This window comes from Segetibacter sp. 3557_3, assembly GCF_004354985.1.
In the GTDB taxonomy this organism is placed as follows: Bacteria; Bacteroidota; Bacteroidia; order Chitinophagales; family Chitinophagaceae; genus Segetibacter.
Window position 1 is genome coordinate 1 of record NZ_SMSK01000021.1, and the last position, 25,460, is coordinate 25,460.

The following is a 25,460-nucleotide window of genomic DNA, read 5'->3' on the forward strand; positions in this document are numbered from 1 at the left end:
AAAGCAAGAAGCAGCATGATAACAAATAGCAGTCCTGTCAAGCTCAAACAGCCGATGACTATTGGCAATCCTCTTGAGCTTTCGAGAGGAGTTGCATAGAAGTGCGACGCAACGATGTCGCCAAATGTTCCTCAGCTCGTTACCAAAAAAATCCTGGTATCGAACTCCATTGTGTATGGCAATTACCTCGATGTTGATTTATTGCCCTACTTGCCGGAGAGCATTGCTTGTAGAAAATGAACCATCTGGTGCAGGGTGGAGAACAGCGCCTCCTTTTGTCTATTTATTACAACGCATGTGAACATTTAAACCTTGTTGGCCGTCTGCATGGATCGTTTTAGATCAACATGCAACCGGTGATCCAAGGCCTTACATGCACTAAGGCGGTTCGATACAATTAAGTTTGGTTGGCCGCATTATACTATAGGCACAAACAGGTACCTATTGGTCACACGAACCCAACCTTGATTAACAACCTTTTTAATCAAGCCACCCAGAGAGGTGTTTACTTGGTTGCATATGCCACGCAATTGCAAACAAAGTTGATCAACGGTTGGAATGTAAGTGATTGTATGGTATCTTTTGTGTTAAACTCAGCTGATGTCAACCAACTTAAATGCAAAGTTCTCGCTACGTGTTGCATCAGAAAACGACCGCCAGCAGATATATCGTATCCGACACCAGATTTATGCAAAAGAATTAAAGCAACATGCCGTAAACACAGAAAGTGAACTTAAAGATACACTTGACTTAAGCAATCACTATATCGTTGCCATGGAAGCTACAGCGGTGATCGGATTTATTAGTATTACCACACCGGTATCCCCGACCTATTCAGTTGACAAGTACTTTACCCGTTCTTCGATACCCTATGCTTTTGATGAATATCTGTACGAGATCCGCCTGCTTACCATAGTTGCATCGAAACGCAGGAACTCGCTGGCATTCGCGCTGATGTTTGCGGCCTTTCGCTGGGTACAGTCGCACGGCGGAAAGTATATCGTTGCTATATGCCGATCCGACATCCTGAGCATGTATACAAAAGCAGGACTTGTGCCCCTATACTTACAGGCTGCATCCGGTGCGGTATCTTATGATTTGTGTACCGCCGAGGTTGCAAAGCTTGACCAACAGGTTCGATTACATTTAAGCTCCTATCGGGCATTAGCACGTAGGGTTGACTGGCAACTTCCGTTTAAATTCTTCTCACCGCCTCCGTGTTATCATGGTGGATCATTTTTTGAGGCCATTGGTGAGGACTTGCAGAACATTGGAAATGCCGGCAGCATTATCAATGCAGATGTGCTTGACGCGTGGTTCAATCCCTCTCCAATGGTACTCGGGATGTTGGGTGCACATTTACCATGGCTATTGAAAACGTCTCCTCCAACCCATGCTGGTGGACTAATTAAGGTGATTTCGGAGGAGCGTGGCGTAAGGGTTGAATCCCTGTTACCAGGCGCCGGATCGTCCAACCTGATATTTGCTGGTCTTAAGAGCTTTTTGAATGCAACATCCAAGGTATTGATACTCGATCCTTGTTATGGAGAGTATATTCATGTGCTGGAAAAAGTAATCGGATGCGAGGTTACCCCTTTCACCTTAAGTAAAAGACAGGGATTTGTTGTAGACACTTCTGCTTTGCGAACCGAAATGCAGAAAGCGTATGACATGGTGGTATTGGTGAATCCAAATAGTCCAACTGGTTTACATACTCCAAGAGAAGAAATGGTAAACTTGTTAAAGTCCATTCCGTCAACTACACTTGTATGGGTCGACGAAACTTATGTTGAATATGCGGGTCCTAACCAGTCGTTGGAGGTGTTTGCGAGTAGTACAGAAAACGTGATTGTATGCAAATCGATGAGTAAAGTTTACGCCCTTAGCGGGGTCAGGGCTGCATACCTTTGTTGTTCTCCTCACCTGATCGAAAGTTTAAAAGTACTTACTCCACCATGGTCTATAAGTTTACCCGCTCAGGCTGCAGCGATAATGGCCTTAAAGGATAAGGACTACTATTCGGCAAGGTATGTGGAGACGAAGCACCTGCGCGAAAATTTGAGACAGCAGCTATGGGAGATCGGCATTCGTGAGGTTATACCTGGAGTAGCCAACTTCCTGTTGTTTTATTTACCAGTTGGCATTTCAGGAAGTAGATTTTTGCACCTCTGCAAAGCACAGGGACTTTACTTACGGGATGTAAGCAATATGGGAAAAAGCCTTGCCGCAAACGCCGTTCGCATTGCGGTAAAAGATGCAGAAACCAACAACAAGATGGTTGGGATTATTAAAAGTACGCTACAACAGTTGATGGAAACGCAGCTAGGCGAAATGGAAACTAGTGCGGGGTATGACAAAGTATAGCTGTCTGTTCTCCTGCTTGCATGTACCTCGTTCAGCATACATCTAAATGTCGCATTAATGTAGCAGAAAGAACAAAACGAGTTCAACGGACATGCCTACTATAAATAGGGTGGAAGCCCAGGCTAAATACTCGCTTTCCAGGATGTGGTAGAGGCCAATTGTTATGAGAAAAAGATTCTCTGTTACTTCAGGGCGCCACAGAAACTTTGGGCAAAACAGCTCCTTCAACCAGACATCGGTAAATCGTCCTGTACTGACACCGCAGCATTTCAACAACGCCGGTGGAACACACAACATATTTTTACGCCATATTTTTTGGGAATAACAACGTGAAAGTTGCCCCGAAGCCTTCCTCACTACTTGCACGGATGGTTCCATTGTGCCTGTCCATGATAGTTCTGCAAAGGGATAAGCCGAGACCAGTACCTTCAAAATCATTGAAACTGTTTAATCTTCGGAAGGCTTTAAAAATTGACTCCGAAAATTCTTCCTTAAAACCAATGCCGTTGTCTTGAACCGTGATTTCGAAGTAGCTGTTATTTGTATAACTCGTGCCTGCTTCCGGGGTTGAAGCGTTAGTATAGCTTATTTGAATCATTGGTTGTATACCGACTTTCGAGAATTTTAATGAATTGCTGATTAAGTTGTAAAAAAGTTGGTGGATTAACAAGTCGGTCCCGTAAACATCAGGTAAAAAATCGATATGTATGATTGCATTCTTTTCGCTTATAAGAACTTCCAGGTCAACCAGTACCTGGCCCAACAGATGATTTAAGCTGATGAGTTCGAAAGTGCTTTCAATCCTGGTTGCAGTTGAATACTCCAAAATGCCTTCAATCATAGTTTTAAGCCTTTCTGAAGCATTGATAATCTTTGAAAGGTATAATTCCGCTGACGGCGATCTGTTGGGCCCAAGTTCATCTTTGAGCTTATCAGCAAAGATCATGATTTTTCGGACTGGCTCTTTGATATCGTGGCTGGCGACATGGGCAAATTGTTCCAGTTGCTTGTTAGAGCTTTCCAGTAACGCTTGTTTTTTCTGCAACTCAAGTTCGTTTATTTTCTGCTGGCGGATATCCCTGATAAAGGAAATGAATGCATTACGACCATCAAGCATAGTGCTGGATATGGTAAGCGATATAAAGAACTCCTCACCCTTTCTGTTTAACGCTGTAATTTCAACTGTTTTATTTAGGGGATGGGCCTGACTTGCACCAAGATATCTTTTCATGCCCTGGTAATGTGCCTCGCGGTGCTGCTCAGGAATGATTGTCTTAGATAGCGGTTGGTTAACTATCTCTTCCGCGGTCCAACCAAACAGCTTTTCCGCAGCCGGGTTCCAGAATATGATGTCGCTATCTTGATTGATAACGATTATAGCGTCGGGAGCATTTAAGAACAGTTGCTGTAAATTGAGTTCACTTGCCATGATAGTTTGAAGGAAGGTGTCGTTCCTGGTTGAGCTTTCGCTGTCATTTACCAGATTATTCAAAAATACGCCCTTCGTTGGTGGGACCGGGAGTTTATATCTTCGAAGCGTATTTGAATACTTTTCAGGGTGCCGGATTGTACTCCGGTGACTCAAACATATCAAGATCTAAGCTTGTTTATAAAACGAAGCTACCCTTTACAGACGTTAAAGGAACATTGTTGTGGAGCGGTCGACTTGTTTTTGACACCCTCGACCAACACGTATTGAATTGCACACATAATTGGAATCTTCCTTAATTAATAAAGGTTCCTCCTATCCACTAAAACGAAACTCAGGTAGGTCAGAGCAATGGGGAAAGCGCTTTGGCCCATCCTGGATGATCCTGGTTCGGTTGAACGACTCTTCTGTGTTTGTATAGATGCAAGGACCATTCTCGCTAATGATGCCGAGGTACAAAACATCGGCATCTCACGAGATACTATCTGTCGACAACAGCGACTCAATTGGATCCCGATGTAATGACTGACGGGTATTCCGTTTGTAACGCAATATCACTTCGAGGGCACCGGGAGAAAGGGGCGCTCCCAGGTGCGCGGTCAGCTACTTTATAATATATGGCATAGGTTTTACATGTGTCTCACCAAAACTTCTGCAGTATGCCGGTATTACTCTTGTTTCTGATACTCACCGAACTTTGTACAATAGGAATTGTGTTTTTCGGAATTCACCTGTTCCGGGAGTGGTACTTGTGGAAGGATACCCTTGATGACGAATATGCCCTTCGCTGCCTTTACGGCGCTCTTGCACTGACCGCTTATTCTTTGTTGGGAAAATTTCCTGTTTCCTGGATATTGAGCAAGTCGCATAAAGATGAAGATGAGCCTACCCAGGAACATAGTAAGAATAGTTAACAGCTTAAACGGCCGGATGGCTCCTTGATCCATATCGAGTTCATGGGTGACAATAAATTGCAGCCCATTCTTTTCGTGCATGGATGGAATGAAAACAGTACCGCCTGGTATTACCAAAAAAAACAGTTTAGTAAGAATAATTATGTTATCCTGATCGACCTGCCAGGTTTGGGTAAGTCGAAAAGACCGGATAACAAAGATTTTTCGTTGCAAAAAATGGCTGCAGACTTAGAAGCCGTCATAGAGCATTTAAAGCTTTCTAAAGCCATCTTGTGGGGGCATAGTATCGGAGGGATGATTATACTTACTTATCTCACCCAAACAGCTAAAGACGTCGGGCAAAAAGTTAAGGGTATCATTTTGCAACACACTACGTTTACCAACCCTACTTATACCAGCATTGCCAGCACCTTACTACCGAAAATCCAAAAAGGGGTCCTTTATCCTATTTGTTATATTATGATCGCACTTTCCCCTGTGTTTTGGCTTAGCAAGTGGATGAGTTACTTAAATGGTAATATGCTTATCTCAACCCGGTTCTTAACCTTTGCCGGAACCCAAACACCTGCGCAACTGGATTTTATCTCGCGGCTTTCGGCTATGGCACCGCCTGCCGTTTTTGCACGCGGTATGCTTGGTATGATGAAAACCTATGATGTGAGCCAGGATTTACTTAAAGTTACCGTACCTACCCTAATCTTGGGCGCTGAACATGACCGGCTTACCAAACCTGTAGCAAGTGAGTATATGAATAAAAACATCCGCAACAATGAGCTTGTTATGTTATCACCAGCCGGGCACCAGGGCCTGATTGAAAGACATGTTGAAACGAATGATGCGGTTGAGAAGTTTATCAAAGGCTTGCGGTAATAGCCATGATGATTGTTGAAAGGCTCCTTTAACTGAAGGAGCTTTTTTTTGTAAGGACCCCGAGCCCGCCTTGAAGCACCCGGCAAGTAGTAACAGCTTTGGTTTGCGAGTGTATTCGAGCCGAACCTGCCTAACAGAAGTGGAGCTCGGAAATGGGATCTCCCCCTCAAAATTGGGTTTAACGACCTACGCAAGTATGGCACAAACTAATATATTTAAGTCAGCGCCGGTAGACTAACGTTTGCAGCATGGACCCCACTTATTGCTTATTGAAATCTCGGAGACTCCCGGTCTTAATCTTTTCTGAAGTTATCCAGGTAGCTGCAACAGTGCGCAACAAGAAAGCCTTGTATAGCACCGATGAATATTTAAGCGCCCCGTTGGCGATATCTGCACTTCTGGTGGAACTCACCAGGCAATAAGCAGTTTCCAGGATTGCTTAACACAATACTTTCTGCAAGAAGGATAAGGCGGGAAGTATCAGCCCTATGTTCCCTGTTAGGTTTTTCAACATCGGAATCTTCGCTACCCATCTAAAAACAGGGCACAAGCTTACCACCCCGGAGGCATGAGTAGGTTCCGCAAACAACAAAAAGCATAGGGGCTGTTGCACGTAACACCTTCCAGAGCTTAACGCCTTGTCCATCAAGGCGGAACATGTCATGAAAAGTGAGGGTTTTTGCTACTGTTTGAAAGAAGTTTTTTGGCACAAACAAGCAATAATGTAGAAAAGCGGCTAAAAACATGACTGGATTCAATCATTTTAACACATTTTAGATAACTTCATCGTTTTAGTATATACGCTTAAACAGTTCGCTCACCTCTTAACGATTAACGTAACGCCATGATCATTGCAAAACGTATTTTCATTTGGTTCATTTGCCTCTTTTCTGTTTGTTTTATTGGTGCTACCTGGAAAATCGCGGATGCGCCCCGGCGGCTTGAGATCTTATTCCTGGGTCATAAAAGCAAGCACCACGACTCGCAACTTCTTGCAGACATCTTGAACAAGGAGTACTTCAAAGACGGTATTAACATTACCTACACCAACGATCCAAACGACATGAACGATGCATACCTCAAGCATTTCGACGGCTTGGTGTTGTATGCCAATCACGATCAAATCACAAAAGACCAGGAAAAAGCCCTGCTGGGTTTTGTAAGAGGAGGAAAAGGATTTATACCCCTTCATTCCGCGTCGTATTGCTTCCGGAACTCACCCGAAGTCGTGGAAATGATTGGCGGCCAATTTGCGAATCACAAAACCGACTCTTTCCCAGCCGTTGTGGTAAAACCAGACCACCCTGTTATGAAGGGAATCAATGCATTTACTACCTGGGATGAGACCTATGTGCATACAAAAATCAGTAAGAATATAGAAGTGCTTTCGGAAAGGGTAGAGGGTGACCATCATGAACCTTATACATGGGTAAGGCCCTTTGGCGATGGTAGGGTTTTCTATACTGCCTATGGCCATAATGAAAAAACATTCAATAATCCTGGTTTCTTAAACCTTGTAAAAAACGGGATACTTTGGGCTGTAGGAGAAAAAGCAAGTGCAAACCTTGCTGCATACAAAATCGCCCAGCCGAGCTATAGTGAGGCCCAGATCCCGAACTACGAAAATCGTAATCCTGCTCCAAAGTTGCAGGCTGCGTTAACACCAGAGCAGTCCATGTCGTTAATGCAGGTACCTCCGGGATTTGAACTTCAGTTATTTGCTTCCGAGCCCGACATCGTTAACCCGGTCTTTATGAACTGGGATGAGCGTGGAAGATTGTGGGTAATTGAAACGGTAGACTATCCAAACGAAGTAAAAGAAGGGGATGTCGGAGACGATCGCATTAAAATACTGGAGGACACGAACGGGGACGGTAAGGCAGATAAGTTTACCGTTTTCGCCGACAAGCTGAATATCCCTACAAGCTTTGCCTTTGTTAACGGTGGTATTGTTGTAAGTATCGCCCCTTCATTTCTATTCTTAAAAGATACAAATGGAGATGATAAGGCTGATATCAGACAACCAGTTATCAGCGGCTGGGGTAAATCGGATACACATGCCCAGGCATCTAACCTTCGATATGGGGTCGACAATAAAATATGGGGTGTTGTAGGTTATTCCGGGTTTAATGGCAAAGTAGGGGATAGTACCATGAGGTTCAGTTCGGGTGTTTACCGGTTTACACCGGATGGCAAAAAACTTGAATACCTGTCGAACACCAGCAACAACACCTGGGGATTGGGCTTTTCTGAAGATTTTGATGTATTTATTTCAACCGCAAATAATACACATACAGCCTTCTATGGTATGGACAGGAAGTATCTGGCTATGGCTAAAATTGATGAGTCTGGCGTAGAAAAATTAGATGCGCACTACGAAATGCATGTGGCAACGAAAAATCTTCGGCAGGTCGATGTATTTGGCGGGTTTACCGCAGCTGCAGGTCATAGCCTGTATACCGCCAGAAATTTTCCTAAAGAATATTGGAACAGGGTTGCCTTTGTAAACGAGCCAACGGGCCGTGTGGTTCACCGCGCGTTCCTGAAGCAAAATGGTGCCGGTTTTATAGAAGATGGCGACGGGTGGAACATGCTTACAAGTGCAGATGAATGGGCCGGGCCGGTACAAACAGAAGTGGGTCCAGACGGAGCTGTCTGGGTAGTTGACTGGTACGACTTTATCATTCAGCATAACCCGACTCCTTCACCTCAGCGCGGTGGATACCAGGCAGAAAACGGGAAAGGTAATGCCTATATCAATCCTTTAAGGGACCATGAACGTGGACGCATTTACCGGATCGTTAATAAAGAAAACGATGCGCGTAATACGCTTAGTTTAAATAAAAATGACAGCAAAGGACTAATCAGCGCCCTTTCAAATAACAATATGTTCTGGCGTTTACATGCCCAACGCTTACTTGTTGAGAACAAAGACAAGACTGTTTTACCGGAGTTATACAAGCTGGTTCGAAACGAAAAAGCTGATGAAGCGGGTCTAAATCCAGCTGCAATTCATGCACTTTGGACCATGCATGGCCTACAGGTTTTGGATGGCACTAATAAAGAAGCATTCGATGTTGCTACAAAAGCGTTGTCACATCCTATTGGCGGGGTACGCCGTGCAGCCATCCAGGTTTTACCGCGCACAGCTGCTACATTCCAGGCCATCCAGAGATCAAAGGTGTTGGATGATTCCGATGGAAGGGTTAAGCTGGCTGCAATTCTTGCACTGACAGATATGAATGGGACTCCTGAAGTAGGGGAAGCATTGGTTGACGTCGCTCTAAAGCCGGAGAATGAAAAAGACAACTGGTTGAAGTACGCAATAACAGCGGCTGCAACCAAACACCAAACACATTTTGCGGCAGCTTATGCAAAAAAAGGTGCTGGTACTGCGGCAAGCAATATCGGTTCCGCCTCTTTTGCTCAACGCCTTTCCGTATTAAATCGCATTACAGCCATTCCCCTTCAGGCACGCAGGTTTCCCGGCGCAGCTCCATTAGAAGCTCCTGATGTAATCAATAAGGAGATCAACATTACAGGAGAACTGTCAAAAACCAGGGATCTTCCTTATGACGGTTTAATAGTAGCGCATGGGGATATTGTAAACGGCTACGGCTTATTCATGAAAGAAAACAAATTGTTCTTCCAGGTAAACCAGGGTGGTAAACAGTTTGTGGTTAATAGTGAACCGTTGTCGTCTGCTGCTAAAGTTACTTTTAGCGCGTCCCTGTTAAAAGAAGGTGCAATGACCCTTTCCGTTAACAACAAACAGGTTGCAAATACACTTGCGTCAGGATTGTTTAGCCAGACTTTTAAATCCGGTCTTAGGGTTGGATTAGAGGACAAACAAGGTAAGGACAAGGTTGCTGAATATCCGGATACCTTTAGGTTGCGGAGCCAGCTGGCAAAAGGGCGGTTAGAAGTCTTTACACCGGGTTCGCCAAAAAGCCTGGCAGCTGCTCCTAAGGCAGCCGTTGCAAAAACCATTTTAATGGGTGTGATCAAGGATGTGATGAAGTTTGACAAAGCAGTCATCACCGCAAAAGCCGGCACAGTAGTTAGCCTCGTATTCCGTAACCCGGATCATATGCAGCATAATTTTGTTTTAATCAGACCCGGAACAACGGAAAAAGTAGGTGCAGCAGCTGATAAACTTGCAACAGATCCCAACGGTACAAAGCTTAATTATGTTCCAAGAATGGCGGAAGTATTAGCTGCAACCCCGCTTGTGAACCCCGGCGGCAAAGTCACCATCACATTTACCGTACCCGATAAGCCCGGCGATTATCCGTATGTCTGTACATTCCCCGGACACTGGAGGATCATGAAGGGTGTCATGAAGGTTACAAAATAAGCCGGTATAAATAGATCGGATCAGCTAATGTTCCATTGCTGTAAAACACTGCCGTTAACACCAGCAGAACAAGCACCAATATGTTGTTTTCTCAAGAATTTTTTTGGGGACCAACAGCAATTGATTGCTCAACATCGTTGTGTCACTCACTTGTACGGCATACCCCTATTTACCAAATAATCACTACGTAAACAGTCAAACAATAAAAGACAAAAACGAAAAATGCAAATACAAGAAACCGCTGTCGCGGCTCCATCAGGAAAGGATATGAAGTTATTTTATGCCTGTTTTGTTGCATTGGTTACAACTGCTTTTGGGTTTATAACAAGAGCCGTCGTGTTACCTCAGTGGGGTGTTGAGTTTAACCTTACGCAAACCCAGTTGGGCGAAATAGCGGGGGTGGGCTTGTGGCCATTCGCTATCAGTATTGTTTTGTTCAGTCTTATCATCGATAAGATCGGCTATAAAACAGCGATGATCTTTGCATTCGTCTGTCATCTTAGTGCAGCAATTATTACCATTTTCGCCGACGGTTACTGGATGTTGTATATCGGTACGTTTATCGTTGCGATTGGTAATGGTACGGTCGAAGCGGTAACAAACCCGGTTGTTGCTACCATGTTTCCCAGGGCTAAGGTGAAGTGGCTGAGCATCCTGCACGCCGGTTGGGCAGGCGGCCTTGTACTGGGTGGTGTCATGGCCCTGTTACTGGGAGAAGAAACAAAGTGGGAGTATAAAATAGCGCTGATTATATTACCTACGCTTATCTATGCCATAATGATGATACCCCGGAAATTCCCTGTGAATGAAAGGGTAAAGGCAGGAGTATCCTATAAAGAGATGTTACAGGAAGTTGGCGCCGGCGGAGCTTTGATTATTGTGGGCCTCATCGTGTTCCAGTTGGGAGCTGTATTCGGATGGCCACTTGCAGCAAACATTGTTCTTACGCTGTTGATTACCGGTTTTTTCTGGATGTATACCAAAAGTTTTGGCCAGCCACTTTTTGTATTGCTTTTATTAATCATGATACCGCTCGCTACCACCGAACTGGGTACCGATAGTTGGATCAGTGACCTGATGTCTCCTGAAATGGGCAAGTTAGGTTTACAGGGAGGTTGGGTGCTGGTTTATACATCTGCAATTATGTTTGTCCTTCGATTCTTTGCGGGCGATATAGCACACAAAATTTCCCCCTTGGGGCTACTTGCCACCTGTTCGGCCATTGCTGCAATTGGCTTGTATATGATGTCTTTTTCGTCGGGGGTAATGATTTTACTCGCAGCCACCATTTATGGTTTGGGAAAAACCTTTTTCTGGCCAACTATGCTTGCGCTTGTTTCTGAACGCTTCCCCAAAGGCGGCGCGCTAACGCTTAATATAACCGGTGGATTGGGTATGATTGCAGCAGGTGTTATTGGTGCGGGTATCCTTGGCTTTATCCAGGACAAATCAGTGGACTCAAAAATTGCAGATTACGATAGCCAAAACAATACTGCGATCCATAGTACTTATGTTACCGAAAAGAAAACCAGTTTGTTTGGCGACTACGGCGGCCTTGACCAGAATAAACTTGCAACCGCAAGCGACGCTGATAAAGAAACTGTCGTAACCATACGCGAAACGGCAAAGAAAGAAGCGTTGCGTTACATTGTTATCTTCCCACTCATTATGCTGGTAAGTTATCTTGCACTTATGGCGTATTTTAAATCGAGGGGCGGGTATAAACCTATTGTGCTTGAAGAAGAAGCCCCCGCAACACCTTATTAATTTTTTCAGCTATGTCGTTACAAGTTAAGTTTGGTGTTTCTACCTGGCTCTGGACATCGCCTTTTACTACAGCATCAATTTCAACATTATTTCCAAAGATCGCAGAACTGGGCTTTGATGTGGTGGAAATTGCGGTGGAAGATCCGATGCTGATAGATTCAAATGCGGTTGCAGCAGGACTGAAAGAATATGGCTTACAGGCAGTTGTTTGTGGTGCTTTTGGGCCTTCACGGGATCTTACGAACGACGATCCCGCTGTTCATGAGAATTGTTTTGCTTACCTGAGGTCATGTTTCGACTTATGTAATACACTGGGTACTTCTTTTTTAGCCGGACCCATGTATTCAGCAGTAGGTAAAGCGCGAATGGTTCCGCCTGAACAACGAAAGCGGGAGTGGGATCTGGCCGTTAAAAACCTTCGTATCGCCTGTGAAATGGCGGCAGCAAGAGACTTGCAGTTAGCTTTGGAACCGTTAAACAGGTTTGAGTCCGACCTGGTAAACACGTCGGCAGATGTATTGCGCCTGATAAACGATATCTCCCATCCGGCGGCCAAAGTTATTTTGGATGGTTTTCACATGAATATCGAAGAGCCCGATGTGGAGCAAGCGATTATAAACGCGGGCGACAAGCTTATCCATTTCCAGGTATCTGAAAATTATAGGGGAACCCCCGGAACAGGTCAAACGCGGTGGGATGCTTATAAAAGGGGACTTGAAGCAATAAATTATAATGGTGTTGTATCAATCGAAAGTTTTACCCCCGATAACAAGGAGTTGGCAGGGGCAGTTTGTTTCTGGCATCCCATGGCGGAGAGCCAGGATGGATTTGCTTCTGAGGGGCTTAAATTTTTAAGGAATTTACTTGCTTCCTGATCTTTAGCGGGATATCACATAAGGGGGGTCAACCCGGATAACAAGACGGCCTTCCCGGATGATCAGCAGACGGGGTCAAAATCCGCCAGTCGCCAACATAGGGGAGTGGAAGAAGTAGGCCGGAATCCTTAATGGTCTTCCATGACGGGAGGTACAGGCTGAGCAATTAGGAAAGGTTACCAACACAGGCAGTAAGCGTTTGATGTTGGGGTATTAGTATGGCAATAACACGATCTTAAGATTAGAACCATCTTCAAAAAAATATATCATCATGGAAAACGACAAATTCAACGTTGCAATCGTGGGCTTAGGTTTTGGCGCAGAGTTTATACCCATATACCAGCGTCATCCTTACGCCAACATGTATGCAATATGCCAGAGAAATACCGACAAGCTAAACGAAGTTGGGGATGCATTTGGAATTGATAAAAGGTATGATGACTATAGCAAATTGCTTGCAGACCCGGCAGTGGATATCGTTCATATCAATACCCCTATCCAGAGCCACGCAGAACAATCGATTGCTGCGTTAAGGGCTGGTAAGCATGTAGCCTGTACTGTTCCAATGGCCACCACAGTTGAGGAGTGCCGGCAGATCGTAGAAGCAGTAAAGGAAACAGGGCGTATGTATATGATGATGGAAACCGTGGTCTATAGCCGTGAATTCCTATTCGTAAAAGAGATGTATGAAAATGGCGATCTGGGTAAGCTTCAGTTTCTTCGCGCTTCACATCAACAGGAAATGGCGGGATGGCCAGGCTATTGGGAAGGGTTGCCTCCAATGCATTATGCAACCCACTGTGTAGGTCCTGTGGTTGCCCTGGCAAAGGCCGATGCTGAATACGTATCCTGCTTTGGCTCTGGGCGAATTGATGAAAATCTTATTGGTAAATATGGCTCTCCGTTTGCGATTGAAAGCTGTCATATAAAGTTTCGCAATTCTGATCTGGCTGCCGAAGTCACCCGTTCCTTATTCAACACCGCGCGCCAGTACCGTGAAAGTTTTGATGTTTACGGTTCCAAAAAGTCGTTTGAATGGACCCTGGTTGAACATGAAGAGTCAGTTATACACACTGGTGAAACACCTGAAAAAGTAAAGATACCTGACTACGCACACCTATTGCCGCAAGAAATTCAAAGTTTTACAACAGGCGGGGTTTATGATGCCGACAGCAAACAGCACCTTTCGTTTATCCAGGGTTCGGGGCATGGCGGCTCGCATCCACACCTTGTACACGAATTCCTTTCCGCCCTCAAAGACAAGCGGGAACCTTTTCCAAATGCAAGACAATCTGCAAATATTACCTGTGTTGGTATTTTGGCCCATGAGTCTGCCATGCAAGGTGGGGAGAAGAAATATTTGCCTGATTTCACATTGAGTTAATCTGATTGAGACCAACAGTAAATTGTTTTAGATACAAGAACAGATCGAAGATTAAGCAGCTTCGTTAATCTCACAAACAAACACCTTTATGAAAAGTAAGCTGATTTATGTTTTAGCGTTGGTACTTTTTACCAACGCTTGCAGCGAGACAAAGAAAGACGCTGAGGCTACCAAAGCACCCGACACGCAAGCTGAAGCGCCACCACCACCACCTGCGGCACCCACCCGGAAAAATGGTTTAACCCAGGAGGACTATGATAAGGGACTGGCATTAGTAGTTAAGTCGGATTGCCTTAACTGCCATAAAGTTTCAGAAAAATTTGTCGGACCCGCTTATAGAGACGTATCCAATCGATACACGGCAAACCCCGACACTATCAACATGCTCGCAACCAAAATCATTAAGGGTGGTGTAGGACGCTGGGGACCGATACCGATGACCCCTCACCCCACACTTCCAAAAGAAGACGCTGTTCAAATGGTTAAGTACGTGCTTTCCATCGAATAGCACTATCACGTACGTTGCTAAATCTTACCCGACATCAACTGCATCGCTGAAAAGTGATATGCTATTTGCTACCCGGTTTTTTCCGGGGGACTGGCAGGCGACAGTAATTTTGAGCGGGCAATTAACAGGCTATGAAAGCAGTTAACATCTTTTTCATCATCATCTTTGTACTATCGGCTGCGCTGCAGTACAATGATCCGGACCCATATATCTGGATGCCGCTTTACTTATATGGTGGATTGTTGTGTTATTGGGCGTACCAAAAAAAGTATAAGCCGGTATTGTATTATATCGGCTTTGCTGTGTATATACCCTATGCCCTATACCTCTTTTTTGATAAGACCGGCGTTTTGAATTGGGCCGAAGAACACCAGGCGGAAAACATAGCACAATCTATGAAGGCAACAAAGCCCTGGATTGAAGAAACACGTGAATTTTTCGGTTTACTTATCCTGATATTTGCATTGACTATTAACATGGTTTGGTTGAGAAAACTTAAGCGGGTCGTACCATAGTATCGTTTTCGCAATCGGCTGAAACCAGTTAACCATCCTAAAGTTTGTTTAATAAAAGATTATGTGTAAAAGGACAATCGTATGGCTCCTGTTGTTGGTTTTTTTTAACACAGGGCTAAACGCTCAAATAACATCCAGGTTAACGGGTAAAGTTCTGGATGAAAATTCAAACCCAATCAGGGGAGCCTCGATTCGTTTGCTGAATACGAATTCAGGTGTGGTTTCAGACAACGATGGATCGTTTACCATACCTGATGTTTTTAATGGAAAGTATCTCGTTCAGGTATCTGCCGTCGGGTATGCCACCATATCTAATGAAACGGTAGTTAACGGAACAGGTAGCAACCTGGTAGTGACTTTATACCCGAATGTTAAGCAGTTGGATGAAGTTGTCGTATCTGTTCAAAAAAGGGAAGAGCTTTTGCAGCGATCACCCCTGAGTGTTACCGCCCTTTCATCTAAGCAGGTACAGGATTATCGGTTATGGAATATCCGGGACGTAACTGCCATCTCTCCAAATATGTATGCAGCCGATCCTGGAGACAAGCGAAATGTTACTTCCATAAGAGGAATAACCACTACATCCTACGATCCCGCTGTGGCTACATATGTTGACGGTGTAAATCAGTTTAGCCTGGACACATATATTAGTCAGCTGTCGGATATCGAACGCATTGAGGTACTAAGAGGTCCGCAGGGAACCCTTTACGGCAGAAACGCAATGGGCGGGGTTGTGAATATTATTACCAGGCAGCCAACAAACAAAACAGACGGCTTTGCTGAAGTTAACTTTGGTAATTACGGGCAACAGCGCTATGCACTCGGTATCAGAACTCCCATCATAAAAGATAAATTATTCGTGGGCATCTCTGGTTTGTTCGACAAATTCAATGGATATTATACCAATAAATTCAATAACTCGAAATACGATAAGCAACACAGTACCATCGGAAACTATTACGTTAAGTATTTGCCGGCGAAGCATTGGGATCTTACCCTTAACGTAAAGCACAACAGCAATCGAAATAATGGTCCGTTTCCATTAGTCGTTGGTGTTGCAGATGCCTTTAATGAGCCGTTCGTGCTGAGCCAAAATGCAACAACCAAACTTGTCGATAACATTTTCAACACCTCTTTTTCAATTAACCATACTGGTCGCTATTTCAACTTTACTTCTCAGTCATCTTACCAATCAGATTACAGGTATTATACACGGCCGATAGATGCGGATTTTTCTCCTATTGACGGGATAGAACTTAATTACAATTTCGGGAGAGATTGGAATAATGTAAAGGTGTTAAGCCAGGAGTTTCGGTTTACATCTTCTCCCGCGTCCACCTCACCAATCAGCTGGAGCGCAGGCACATACCTGTTTTACCAGGATAATCCCGTAAAACAAGCCACCCACTTTGGCAAAGATGCGCAGCTCGTGGGTTCCCCTGATGTTAACTATTCTCTTATTAATACTACCAGGGCGAAGGGTTCGGGTGTTGCGGTCTACGGGCAGGCAACTTACCGTATCAGTGATAAACTGGACATTACGGGTGGACTGCGATACGATAGGGAACACAAAAAGCAAAGTGTATTGGGTGAATACCAAAAGGACCCCAATCCGGTAACCTTGTTTGACTATCGACCCGATACATCGGCGAATGCCAATTTCAGCGCATTTAGCCCGAAGCTTGGCTTCAATTTCAAAGTAAATCAGCAAACGATTGTTTTTGCAAATTATACGAAGGGGTTCAGGGCCGGCGGCCTTACCCCGCTTGCCTCTGATCCTTCGCAACCTGCGCTATTTGCTTTTGAACCTGAACACAGTAACAACATCGAACTCGGTATTAAAAACCAATTGATGGCCAATCGACTGAACATCAACGTAACGGCATTCTATACCCGCGTATCCAATACACAGGTTCCAACATTGGTTTTACCAGAAGCAGTTACCATTACACGAAACACCGGCCGGCTTAACAGTAAAGGTATCGAGGCTGAAGTTAATGCTAACCTCATCAAAGGTTTGGAAGTAAACTACAGCTTTGGATATACCAGTGCCAAATACCTGGATTTGAAATTATCTCAGAATGGCGGAGAGGTTAACCTAAAAGGAAATCGCCAGATATTTACTCCCGAAACAACTTCTATGTTAGCGGCTCAATACACCCTTGCCCTGGATGCAAGACATGGAGTCAACCTGGTAGTAAGAGGAGAATGGAGATATCTCGGCACCCAATTCTTCGACCTGGCAAACAATATTCGACAGTCTCCTTACAATATTTATAACACGCGTTTAGGCGTCACCGCGAAACACCTTTCCTTATTCGTGTGGGGAAGGAACCTCGCAGACAAGAGGTACATCAGTTATGCATATGACTTTGGTGCTGTTCACCTGGGTGATCCGAGAACTTATGGAGTAACAATAGCAACAAGGCTCTAAGGCTTCCTGTGATAAGGTTAAAACCTCAGATGAAAAATGCTGTGAAGTCATCTTAGTAGCATATTGTCGAAATGTTTGCCTACATGAAGTCGATGTCTTTACGGCAGCAGAACCAGTTGCTTTGAACATTAAGTTGCTCTAACTGGTTCTGCTATAGTACAAAGAAATGCCACCATCATTCCCAACGGATAACAGGCTCATGTTGGTTAGTGATGGTTTTCTTGTGTATGCCAGTGAAACAATTTTTGTGAAATCTTCCAGCCCTCATCGGTTTTAATTAGGTTAAACAAGTCCGACATATGTACCCCGGAACCAACGTTTTTTCCGGACCATTGCTTTATCTCCAATCTTACAACAGCAATGGTGTCGAGAATCTCGATACTCGCAAATGTGGGTTCTATATCCGGAGCAGGCCCGTTTTCATCGATCCAGTCGAATAACACCTGGACCGGAGTAAACAGGAAGGACTCACCCGCGTATCCGACGAGGGAAGCATCAGCATGAAAAGCAGGACGCATGATTTCACCTTTGCCCTGCCTGGATCCCTCAATGTAATACTGTAATTTCTCTACCACATCGTTATATTCGGTCAGGTAGTTATTTGCCGTAGCGAAATCGGTAGCTGCTTGCATTTTTTTAAAGTTTATAGGGTTAAGGGTGATTTGGTTTGCAAGGAGTATTATTGATGTTAGCTCATAAATGGATTTGTTTCAAGTGTATAAAAACTTTGCACTTCCTGTTGTACTTGTCTACCAATAAGCGTCAACCTGGTAAATGGTAAGTGTCATTTGAGATTAACACCGCTTACTACATTATAAATCCGTGTACAGGATAAAAATTCATCGATCGTAACTTCGGCAACTTGTAATACCTCTACCGCCCAAAGCAAATGAAAGAGGTCTTTATATCTTCCGGCGCTAACACAACAGTTTTTCGCAATACGAAACTGGTTAGCATATACCTGGCTATGGTATCAAAATGATTATGGACTATTGCTCGTGTAAGCTGAAGAAGATTAGAACAGAACAGCTTTGCCCGGTGAAAAGCTTATCACATCCTGGCTGATGTTAAACTGACCTGGAGCCAAAGAAAATAAATTATAGGTGATGTTCAAAGCATTTTTGATTAAAAAGTATGAAGGTTAATTTGTCGCCCATAGCTCCTGGTTTTTACAAATGAAATCATAACCTAAATGCGTGGGGATAGGTTGAACCAAGGGGATCTTCCGGTTGCGGTTGCCGGTATTATGGTAGATAGGGAAGATCCGCGGACGGCCTAACGAAGCAGAGACATTGGCGTCTGGTATTGTGAGATCATTCTTCCGCCCTGCAGCCGAAGTATAAGCGCAATCCCCATATCGCATCCCAATCATTACCGTTAACCTACGTGCTAGCCAGTTTTATGCGGCTGATGATGGTCTTAAATCTAATCACAGAAACACATCACCCGGAACTAATCAGGGGTCGGGTGCCGCCTGCCCTTTTGAGCTTGTATCAACTTATTCTATCCGCAACTTCTGGTGGCTGTTACCCGACGATAGTAGCGGGGGGGTATGTGGCAGGGCCTCACCGCATAACGCAACTTCCTGACTACGTTGTAATACCTGGGTGACATTGTCAAGCAAATGGAAGTTTATCATTTAAAGGTGAGTGCACGGCGAAAACAAACACAGTTGCCACGACTCTTTCCAATTGCTTGTTAGCCTGCAATTTCTGCGATTAGTTTGTTGTGTTAAACCCCGGATACCTGTTGTTTTTAAGCAGATAGACACCACCTTTGGGAAACTAGTTACGACCAAATGGAAATAAGCCATTGCAATAATAATTTCAGCAGTTTACCTTTACTGAATATCCGGTGTCCTTCTTAATTATTAGTCGCACTCGCAATCATTTCAAGGATTTGATCATCAGCCCGGTTATTGGTGCGCCCGGAATGTTCACGCCGTTTTAAAGATGATACTAATGCTACTTTCATTATTTAGGAATTGACCAATATTTTGGCACATAGGGTTAGGCATAACTTTAGAAAGATCCTTACTTACACGCAACGTCAGCTATATATTTATTAATTCATACTTCGCTAATCTATCAAGAAAGAAAAGGTTTGATCTTGTTTTAATCTCAGCTTAATTATTCTGTTTATTTTATTTTAATTAGTCAGGTAAATTTCTTGTCAGCATTAAAAGCTCGCAGACCAGCGTGTGTTTTAATTTATAATCCAATCAATTTTTGCTAAAGCCATAAATTATCCAATGATGGAGCCTGTAAAATCCGGGAGTACTCAAGAGGCTCCCATCGAGGGCATGGAGAACGAATTTGGTTTTTCTTGTCAGCTTTTAACGGACAATTCCGAAACTATAAATTCTTTAGATTCAAGCAATTCAGCTTCGAAGCACCTCAATGCCAGGTCTGGAAACAATCAATCTATTAAGGATGAAAATAACATCCAATCAAACAGCCTCCTGCGCTTATCTGTCAAGGATGGAGAATATACTTATGCAAAGGCCGACGATATAATCATGATTGAGAGCAGTGATCATTTAACAATTGTACATGTTGCGCGACAGTCCGGAAAGGTGAAAAGAACAATACGCAATACTTGCTTAAAAGATTTTATAGCTGAATTACCTGTGAATTATTTTTTAAGGGTAAATCGTTTTTGCGCAATTAATTTAAAACGTCTCTCCGGGGGAAGTTACCATGGTCAATATTTTGAATTTGATCATTGTATAGTAATTAAACCCAAACGGCCGATTGCCCACGCTATATTTAATTCAATTGGTAAGTGATGATTTACTCACGTGATTATTGCTGCTGTTCACGGTTTCAAAAAGCCAGTTCACGTGGTTTCGATTTCTAAAGCAAAATCTTCCGTCTAGTTTCAAGGTGCGATTAATGATGTCTGACTATCTCAATCGATTGTTACGCATATTTAAATTTTACAGTCTTTTAAACAGTTTATTATGATAGAAGATGTTCACTTCCACAAACGCTACCTCACCCCAATCTGAGTTTTAGTTTAGTTCAAGTTTAATCACTTCACGTTCAATTCCTTCTATTATTGAATTGTACCAAATCTTTTACTCCAGCTACCAATCTATTTGCCGGTTTATATTTCAAATTTCTAAATCCTTATTATCATGGAAACAAAATCCAAAGTAACACAACGTAGCCTCCGTCATGCGCACAATGAGCTGCCGAATGGTAACGGCGGCAGGCAGCCGCTTGCAGACCAGCTGACGGATGAGTCAGACTTTTCTGACCAGGTGGTTGAAGAAGTGCCAGGCACTACAGACGAAGCCATGCCTGCAGAGTCAGGTACTGAACTAACCCTGGCAGACGGGCACCGCCCCGTAATCAGCCCGGCAATCAGGCCGGGGAGAAAACGCGAATTTGCGGAGTCTGCAGCTGAAGCCGACCCCGTAGTTGAAGCTTCCCTTGCAAATATTAACTCCTCACAGGACGAGCAGGAGTTTTGGGGAACATTCGCCAGTGCGATAGCACCCTTACTGGTGAAAACCGTAAAACAAACCGGTACAACTGTGGTAAAAGCGGGCATAAAGAAGCTTAGTCCCACACTTGCTAATATGCTAAAGCAAGAGGGCTTCAGCGAAAGTGCCATTCGGCAGCTGGAGTCCATGCAGCAGGAGTCTGGCATCGATCAGTCTGCTGTACTTGGCCGGGAGTTTTGGCAAAAGCTCGCTAATGCATGTATGCCTGTTTTGAGGAAACGACCCGGAATGTATCCAGGCCTTTATCCGGGTTCATACATGCAAAAGGGTATTGCTAACAAGCAGTCAGATGGAAACCAGAACGAAGCAGGTACAGGCGAACGTGAATTCTGGGGAGCCATAGCCAGCGCCGTTGTGCCTGCGCTAATGCCCGTTGCAAAAAAAGCAGTTGGCGTAGCAATTAAATCCGGCACTTCCATCGTCAAAAGTGGAATGAAAAAGATTTTTGAGTCCAGCGAGCAGGAGTCAGATGGCGGTACAGAAGCAGGTGTTCAGCACCTTGAAGAACTGTTCCTGGGGCACCTTGATTTAAACCAGCAGGAGTCGCAGTCGGATACCGCCCAGGGCGAGCGGGAGTTTTTTGGCTCTTTGGCGAAGAAACTGGTACCGGCGCTTATGCCTATCGCGCAAAACCTCGCCGGTACAGCCATTAAAACTGCCACTTCCGCAGTTAAAGGTGGTATCAAAAAACTTAGTCCTACGCTCTCTAACATGTTGAAACAGGAGGGCTTTAGTGAAGCCGCCATACAGCAACTTGAAGCAAACAAGAAGCCAGGTGGCGCTACCCAGGCTGTGGGTGACCGTGAATTCTGGGGTGCAATCGCCAGTGCGCTGGTGCCTGTATTGACGCCTGTAGCTACAAAAGTTGCAGGAATGGCAATTAAGTCGGGCACATCTATGGTTAAAAGCGGTATCAAGAAAATATTTGAGTCCAGCGAGCAGGAAGCCGGAACAGCAACAAATGCTATCAGTGAACAAGTGGAGGCCATGTTCCTTGAAGAACTGGAGAATGGACAGCAGGAATTTGGCAGTGACACTGGGCAGGGAGAACGGGAGTTCTTCGGTGCGCTAGCCAAAAAGCTTGTTCCCGTATTGATGCCAGTTGCGAAATCGGTGGCAGGCTCGGCCGTCAAAGCCGGAACCTCGTGGGTGAAGAAAGTGTTTGAGTCCAGCGAACAGGAGTTTGATGGCAGTGACGAAGTAACCAGCCAATTGGAAGCTATGTTCCTTGAACAATATGAAGCTAACCAGCAGGAGTCAGCTACAGAAACAGCCTCTGCCCAGCGTGAATTTATTAGTGCCTTCGCAAAGAAGATTGTTCCCATCTTCAATCCTATAGCGAAAAGTTTGTCCGGTATAGTCCAGACCGGGGCTAAAAAGTTCAGTCCCATCCTGATGAACATGATGCGCCAGGAAGGTATCAGTGAATCTGCTATCCGCCAGCTGCAGGCAAGCCAGGAGAAAGCAGGTGCTCAGGCCTCTACCGGTGAACGGGAGTTCTGGGGAGCCATTGCGAGTGCACTCGTGCCAGTGCTAACACCCGTTGCAAAGCAAGTTGCCGGGGCAGCCATTAAGTCGGGTACAGCCCTGGTTAAAGGTGGTATTAAAAAGATTTTCGAGTCGCAACAGGAGTCCGGAACCAATGCGCAATCTGCAGCCCGGCAATTGGAAACCTTATTTATGCAAGAGCTGGAGTCCAGCGAGCAAGAAACAGGCGCCGGGTCTGCTTCAGGCGAGCGGGAGTTCTTTGGTGCATTGGCCAAAAAGCTGGTGCCTGTATTGATGCCGGTAGCACAAAGCCTGGCAGGCACTGCAGCCAAGGCCGGCACCGCAATAGTGAAAAAAGTCAGTCCTAAGCTTGCAAACATACTCCGCACGGAAGGCTTTAGCGAAAGCGCTATCCAACAATTGGAGTCAGGCCACGCCGAGTCCGGAATGGGTGAACGGGAGTTTTGGGGTTCTATAGCAAGTGCTATTGTTCCTGCACTGGCGCCTGTTGCAAAAAAACTGGCCGGAGCAGCGGTTAAATCAGGCACATCGTTCGTAAAAAGTGGTATTAAAAAGATCTTCGAGTCTTCTGAGCAAGAAGATGATTATGAAGTTGAAATGCTGGTACAGGAACTTGAGTCCCACTTTCTGGAGGAGACAGAAACCATTCAGCAGGAGTCCAGTAATGGTGTTGAATCAACTGAAAATGAGCGTGAATTTTGGGGATCCCTGGCAAGCGCACTTGTGCCTGTATTGAAGCCAATAGCAGGAGCCGCGGTAAAAAAGGGTACCTCCTTTGTAAAAGGCAGTATAAAGAAAATGTTTGAGTCCTCCGAACAGGAGGATGGTGAAGAGTCTGCATCAAGTGACCGTGAGTTTTGGGGATCGCTGGCCAAGGTGCTTGTGCCAGTTTTGAAACCAGTTGCAAAAAATGCTGCCGGGGCAGCAATAAAGGCAGGCACCTCTTTCGTGAGCGGCGGTATCAAGAAGATATTTGAGTCCAGCGAGCAGGAAGCAGGAGATTTAGCGGTGGCGGAAGCGACAGCAATTTTACAGCAGTTTGAGGCGATGGAAGTAATCATAGATACGGACGAAAGAATACAGATTACGAATACAACAGATGTTCCTTTCAGAAGAATCTGTCACCTGAGCATTAAAGCAGCCGATGGTACCTCTTACCTGGGTACCGGGTTCTTTATCGGGCCGCGCACCATTATAACCGCTGGGCACTGTGTCTATATTCATGAGCACGGAGGATGGCCACAGCAGATCATTGTTTCACCAGGCCGCAACCTCGCCAACCGGCCTTACGGGCAGATTGTAGCAACCAGCTTTGCTTCTGTTAAAGGCTGGGTAGACAACCAATCGAGAAACCATGATTACGGGGTAATACACCTGGCTAAAACCGACAAGGTATCTCCCGCAATTGGATCTTTTGGATTTGGCAAGTTCTCCGACGATTCAATAATGGCCAAGGAACTGAGCACTGCCGGCTACCCTGGCGATAAACCATCGGGTACCATGATGTTCAATAGTCGTCGGGCAACAGCAGTAGACGCCAACACCATCGTTTACGAAATTGATACAGTAGGTGGACAAAGTGGATCACCGGTTTACGATGAGAACAATGTTGTGGTGGGCATTCATACAAACGGGGCCTCATCCGGCAATTCGGCCACACGCATCAACCAATCTGTTTTTAACAACCTGAATAAATGGCGCTTACAAGGCGGAGCCATTTGATCACGTGAATGAAGTTGGTAAAGGTGGGCTGGATAGTAGCAGTACGCTCCGGCCCAACATTGTTATCAGCTTTCTTCAAACGAGAAGCTTTATACATTGTTTACCAGTAAAGCAGAATATGATGGGATCAATAACCGGTATCATTCGGAACGCTAATGACGTTCCCCTCGAGGATGTAAATGTACTCATCGTGTCGGGCCCAAACCACAATGATGTTGCCGTTATAACGGGTGCTGATGGGCAATTTAGCATTAACAACATTCAGCCTGGCAATTATGTACTAAAAGCATACGGTCAGGTGGAGAGCGATGAGGTGCCGGTTCAGGTTCAAACGGAGCAAGTGCCTTTCGTAGAGATCTGGCTCGACGCAGATGTTGCCAGCGGAACAACCAGGTAGCCAATGTACGATTCTCAGGCAGGCTAAGTAAACATGTTTTTACACAAAGGCCAAGCTTCCCTTTTGAAGGCACCTATGAAAGCTGCGGTTATCACAAACCTGTTTCCTGGTAGTCATAAAGGCTAATATTTACTCGCGAAAATTGTTAGGTGGGTACAGCGCCCGGTCTCGTGTTTTCGAAGCGTTCACAATTAACAATGCGAACCCCGCTTATGCGGGGTTCCCTATTTTCTGCCTGTTCTTGTTTCGGGGATTGAACGGGCGAATACCATAGCCGGAGTCACAGGTCGTACTCGAATGGGACGATATTGTATGGATCGTCGGCACAAGAAAAAGGTTAAGCAGCTCGTGCAGGATCGGCAACGTACAGTTGGGAGATTGAGGAACCGGGAACAGGTTAAAACTATTACGCTAAATGAACATTAGAATAGGATCAAGAGAAAGCTTTAGATAACAATTGTAATCATCCACTAACTACACATCCATCGAATAGGAGTTGCCCTTGCATAGTATTATGGGTTTATTCAAATTATTCATGGTTTATATATCCAATTCGATAATTAAATTCATTAATCCATTCTATGACCTGGCTTTTATGTTTTTAAATAGTATGAGCTGGAAATGAAAATTCCTTTGTAAAATGCAGCACTAAAATGGTGGTAAATTGTGCTTTTAATTTGCCTCGCACAATATATTTTCTTTTGTCGTCATCGTATTTGTTCGAACCACTTCGGTTATTGGTAATTCAATATCATATGGTCAGGCCGCCTGTTAATTGATTTGCTCAATAATGCTATGCAGTACAAGAGTGCGACGCAACGATTTACAATTGAAGTACTGCAGTTGGGTCCACAAAAAAATTGCAATGAAGCCGAATTTATGTTTAATCGGGAAGGCTAATAAC

Annotated in this window: 15 protein-coding genes; 13 read left to right on the forward strand and 2 right to left on the reverse strand. The window is 44.7% G+C overall.

What is annotated here, in order from left to right:
* Positions 1-600 precede the first annotated feature (600 nt).
* Entirely contained in the window at positions 601-2,364 is a 1,764-nt protein-coding gene (locus tag EXU57_RS21925) for a histidinol-phosphate aminotransferase family protein (protein ID WP_133270411.1), read from the forward strand.
* A 301-nt stretch (positions 2,365-2,665) separates the two neighbouring features.
* On the opposite strand, the gene EXU57_RS21930 is transcribed toward EXU57_RS21925, so the two are convergent.
* A complete protein-coding gene (locus EXU57_RS21930; protein ID WP_133270412.1) occupies positions 2,666-3,856 on the reverse strand; it encodes a sensor histidine kinase in 1,191 nt (396 codons plus the stop codon).
* A gap of 596 nt (positions 3,857-4,452) precedes the next feature.
* On the opposite strand from EXU57_RS21930, the gene EXU57_RS21935 reads away from it, so the two are divergent.
* From EXU57_RS21935 to EXU57_RS21975, 9 genes are all read left to right on the forward strand, one after another.
* Entirely contained in the window at positions 4,453-4,707 is a 255-nt protein-coding gene (locus tag EXU57_RS21935) for a hypothetical protein (RefSeq protein ID WP_133270413.1), read from the forward strand.
* A gap of 42 nt (positions 4,708-4,749) precedes the next feature.
* Complete coding sequence (locus tag EXU57_RS21940) at positions 4,750-5,577, forward strand: alpha/beta fold hydrolase (protein WP_133270414.1); 828 nt, start codon at positions 4,750-4,752, stop codon at positions 5,575-5,577.
* Positions 5,578-6,421: 844 nt separating this feature from the next.
* Positions 6,422-9,934 (forward strand): PVC-type heme-binding CxxCH protein, encoded by a 3,513-nt coding sequence (locus EXU57_RS21945; protein WP_207955572.1) that lies wholly within the window; start codon positions 6,422-6,424, stop codon positions 9,932-9,934.
* Positions 9,935-10,156: 222 nt separating this feature from the next.
* Positions 10,157-11,701 (forward strand): MFS transporter, encoded by a 1,545-nt coding sequence (locus tag EXU57_RS21950; protein WP_133270415.1) that lies wholly within the window; start codon positions 10,157-10,159, stop codon positions 11,699-11,701.
* An 11-nt stretch (positions 11,702-11,712) separates the two neighbouring features.
* Entirely contained in the window at positions 11,713-12,576 is an 864-nt protein-coding gene (locus EXU57_RS21955) for a sugar phosphate isomerase/epimerase family protein (protein WP_133270416.1), read from the forward strand.
* A gap of 271 nt (positions 12,577-12,847) precedes the next feature.
* Positions 12,848-13,960 (forward strand): Gfo/Idh/MocA family protein, encoded by a 1,113-nt coding sequence (locus EXU57_RS21960; protein ID WP_133270417.1) that lies wholly within the window; start codon positions 12,848-12,850, stop codon positions 13,958-13,960.
* An 88-nt stretch (positions 13,961-14,048) separates the two neighbouring features.
* Positions 14,049-14,468: a c-type cytochrome gene (locus EXU57_RS21965; protein WP_133270418.1), complete on the forward strand. Its 420-nt coding sequence runs from the start codon at positions 14,049-14,051 to the stop codon at positions 14,466-14,468.
* Between the two features lie 131 nt (positions 14,469-14,599).
* Positions 14,600-14,983, forward strand: a complete 384-nt coding sequence (locus EXU57_RS21970) for a transmembrane 220 family protein (protein WP_133270419.1) — start codon at positions 14,600-14,602, stop codon at positions 14,981-14,983.
* A gap of 61 nt (positions 14,984-15,044) precedes the next feature.
* Positions 15,045-17,417 carry a TonB-dependent receptor gene (locus EXU57_RS21975; protein WP_133270420.1) on the forward strand — a complete coding sequence of 791 codons (2,373 nt, stop codon included), beginning with the start codon at positions 15,045-15,047 and terminating at the stop codon, positions 17,415-17,417.
* A 206-nt stretch (positions 17,418-17,623) separates the two neighbouring features.
* Here the strand turns inward: EXU57_RS21975 and EXU57_RS21980 are convergent, their stop codons facing one another.
* Positions 17,624-18,049 (reverse strand): nuclear transport factor 2 family protein, encoded by a 426-nt coding sequence (locus EXU57_RS21980; protein ID WP_133270421.1) that lies wholly within the window; start codon positions 18,047-18,049, stop codon positions 17,624-17,626.
* A 1,619-nt stretch (positions 18,050-19,668) separates the two neighbouring features.
* On the opposite strand from EXU57_RS21980, the gene EXU57_RS21985 reads away from it, so the two are divergent.
* From EXU57_RS21985 to EXU57_RS21995, 3 genes are all read left to right on the forward strand, one after another.
* The gene (locus EXU57_RS21985) at positions 19,669-20,205 is read left to right on the forward strand and encodes a LytTR family transcriptional regulator DNA-binding domain-containing protein (protein ID WP_133270422.1); all 537 of its coding nucleotides are present in this window, start codon (positions 19,669-19,671) and stop codon (positions 20,203-20,205) included.
* Between the two features lie 351 nt (positions 20,206-20,556).
* Positions 20,557-24,159: a trypsin-like serine peptidase gene (locus EXU57_RS21990; RefSeq protein WP_133270423.1), complete on the forward strand. Its 3,603-nt coding sequence runs from the start codon at positions 20,557-20,559 to the stop codon at positions 24,157-24,159.
* Between the two features lie 118 nt (positions 24,160-24,277).
* Positions 24,278-24,556 carry a carboxypeptidase-like regulatory domain-containing protein gene (locus tag EXU57_RS21995; protein ID WP_133270424.1) on the forward strand — a complete coding sequence of 93 codons (279 nt, stop codon included), beginning with the start codon at positions 24,278-24,280 and terminating at the stop codon, positions 24,554-24,556.
* Positions 24,557-25,460: the final 904 nt, after the last annotated feature.

Excerpts from the sequence above, each read along its gene's own strand:
- EXU57_RS21925 (WP_133270411.1), top strand. The coding sequence starts at position 601 with ATGTCAACCAACTTAAATGCAAAGTTCTCGCTACGTGTTGCATCAGAA.
- EXU57_RS21935 (WP_133270413.1), top strand. The coding sequence starts at position 4,453 with ATGCCGGTATTACTCTTGTTTCTGATACTCACCGAACTTTGTACAATA.
- EXU57_RS21940 (WP_133270414.1), top strand. The coding sequence starts at position 4,750 with ATGGGTGACAATAAATTGCAGCCCATTCTTTTCGTGCATGGATGGAAT.
- EXU57_RS21945 (WP_207955572.1), top strand. The coding sequence starts at position 6,422 with ATGATCATTGCAAAACGTATTTTCATTTGGTTCATTTGCCTCTTTTCT.
- EXU57_RS21950 (WP_133270415.1), top strand. The coding sequence starts at position 10,157 with ATGCAAATACAAGAAACCGCTGTCGCGGCTCCATCAGGAAAGGATATG.
- EXU57_RS21955 (WP_133270416.1), top strand. The coding sequence starts at position 11,713 with ATGTCGTTACAAGTTAAGTTTGGTGTTTCTACCTGGCTCTGGACATCG.
- EXU57_RS21960 (WP_133270417.1), top strand. The coding sequence starts at position 12,848 with ATGGAAAACGACAAATTCAACGTTGCAATCGTGGGCTTAGGTTTTGGC.
- EXU57_RS21965 (WP_133270418.1), top strand. The coding sequence starts at position 14,049 with ATGAAAAGTAAGCTGATTTATGTTTTAGCGTTGGTACTTTTTACCAAC.
- EXU57_RS21970 (WP_133270419.1), top strand. The coding sequence starts at position 14,600 with ATGAAAGCAGTTAACATCTTTTTCATCATCATCTTTGTACTATCGGCT.
- EXU57_RS21975 (WP_133270420.1), top strand. The coding sequence starts at position 15,045 with ATGTGTAAAAGGACAATCGTATGGCTCCTGTTGTTGGTTTTTTTTAAC.
- EXU57_RS21980 (WP_133270421.1), bottom strand. The coding sequence starts at position 18,049 with ATGCAAGCAGCTACCGATTTCGCTACGGCAAATAACTACCTGACCGAA.
- EXU57_RS21985 (WP_133270422.1), top strand. The coding sequence starts at position 19,669 with ATGATGGAGCCTGTAAAATCCGGGAGTACTCAAGAGGCTCCCATCGAG.
- EXU57_RS21990 (WP_133270423.1), top strand. The coding sequence starts at position 20,557 with ATGGAAACAAAATCCAAAGTAACACAACGTAGCCTCCGTCATGCGCAC.
- EXU57_RS21995 (WP_133270424.1), top strand. The coding sequence starts at position 24,278 with ATGATGGGATCAATAACCGGTATCATTCGGAACGCTAATGACGTTCCC.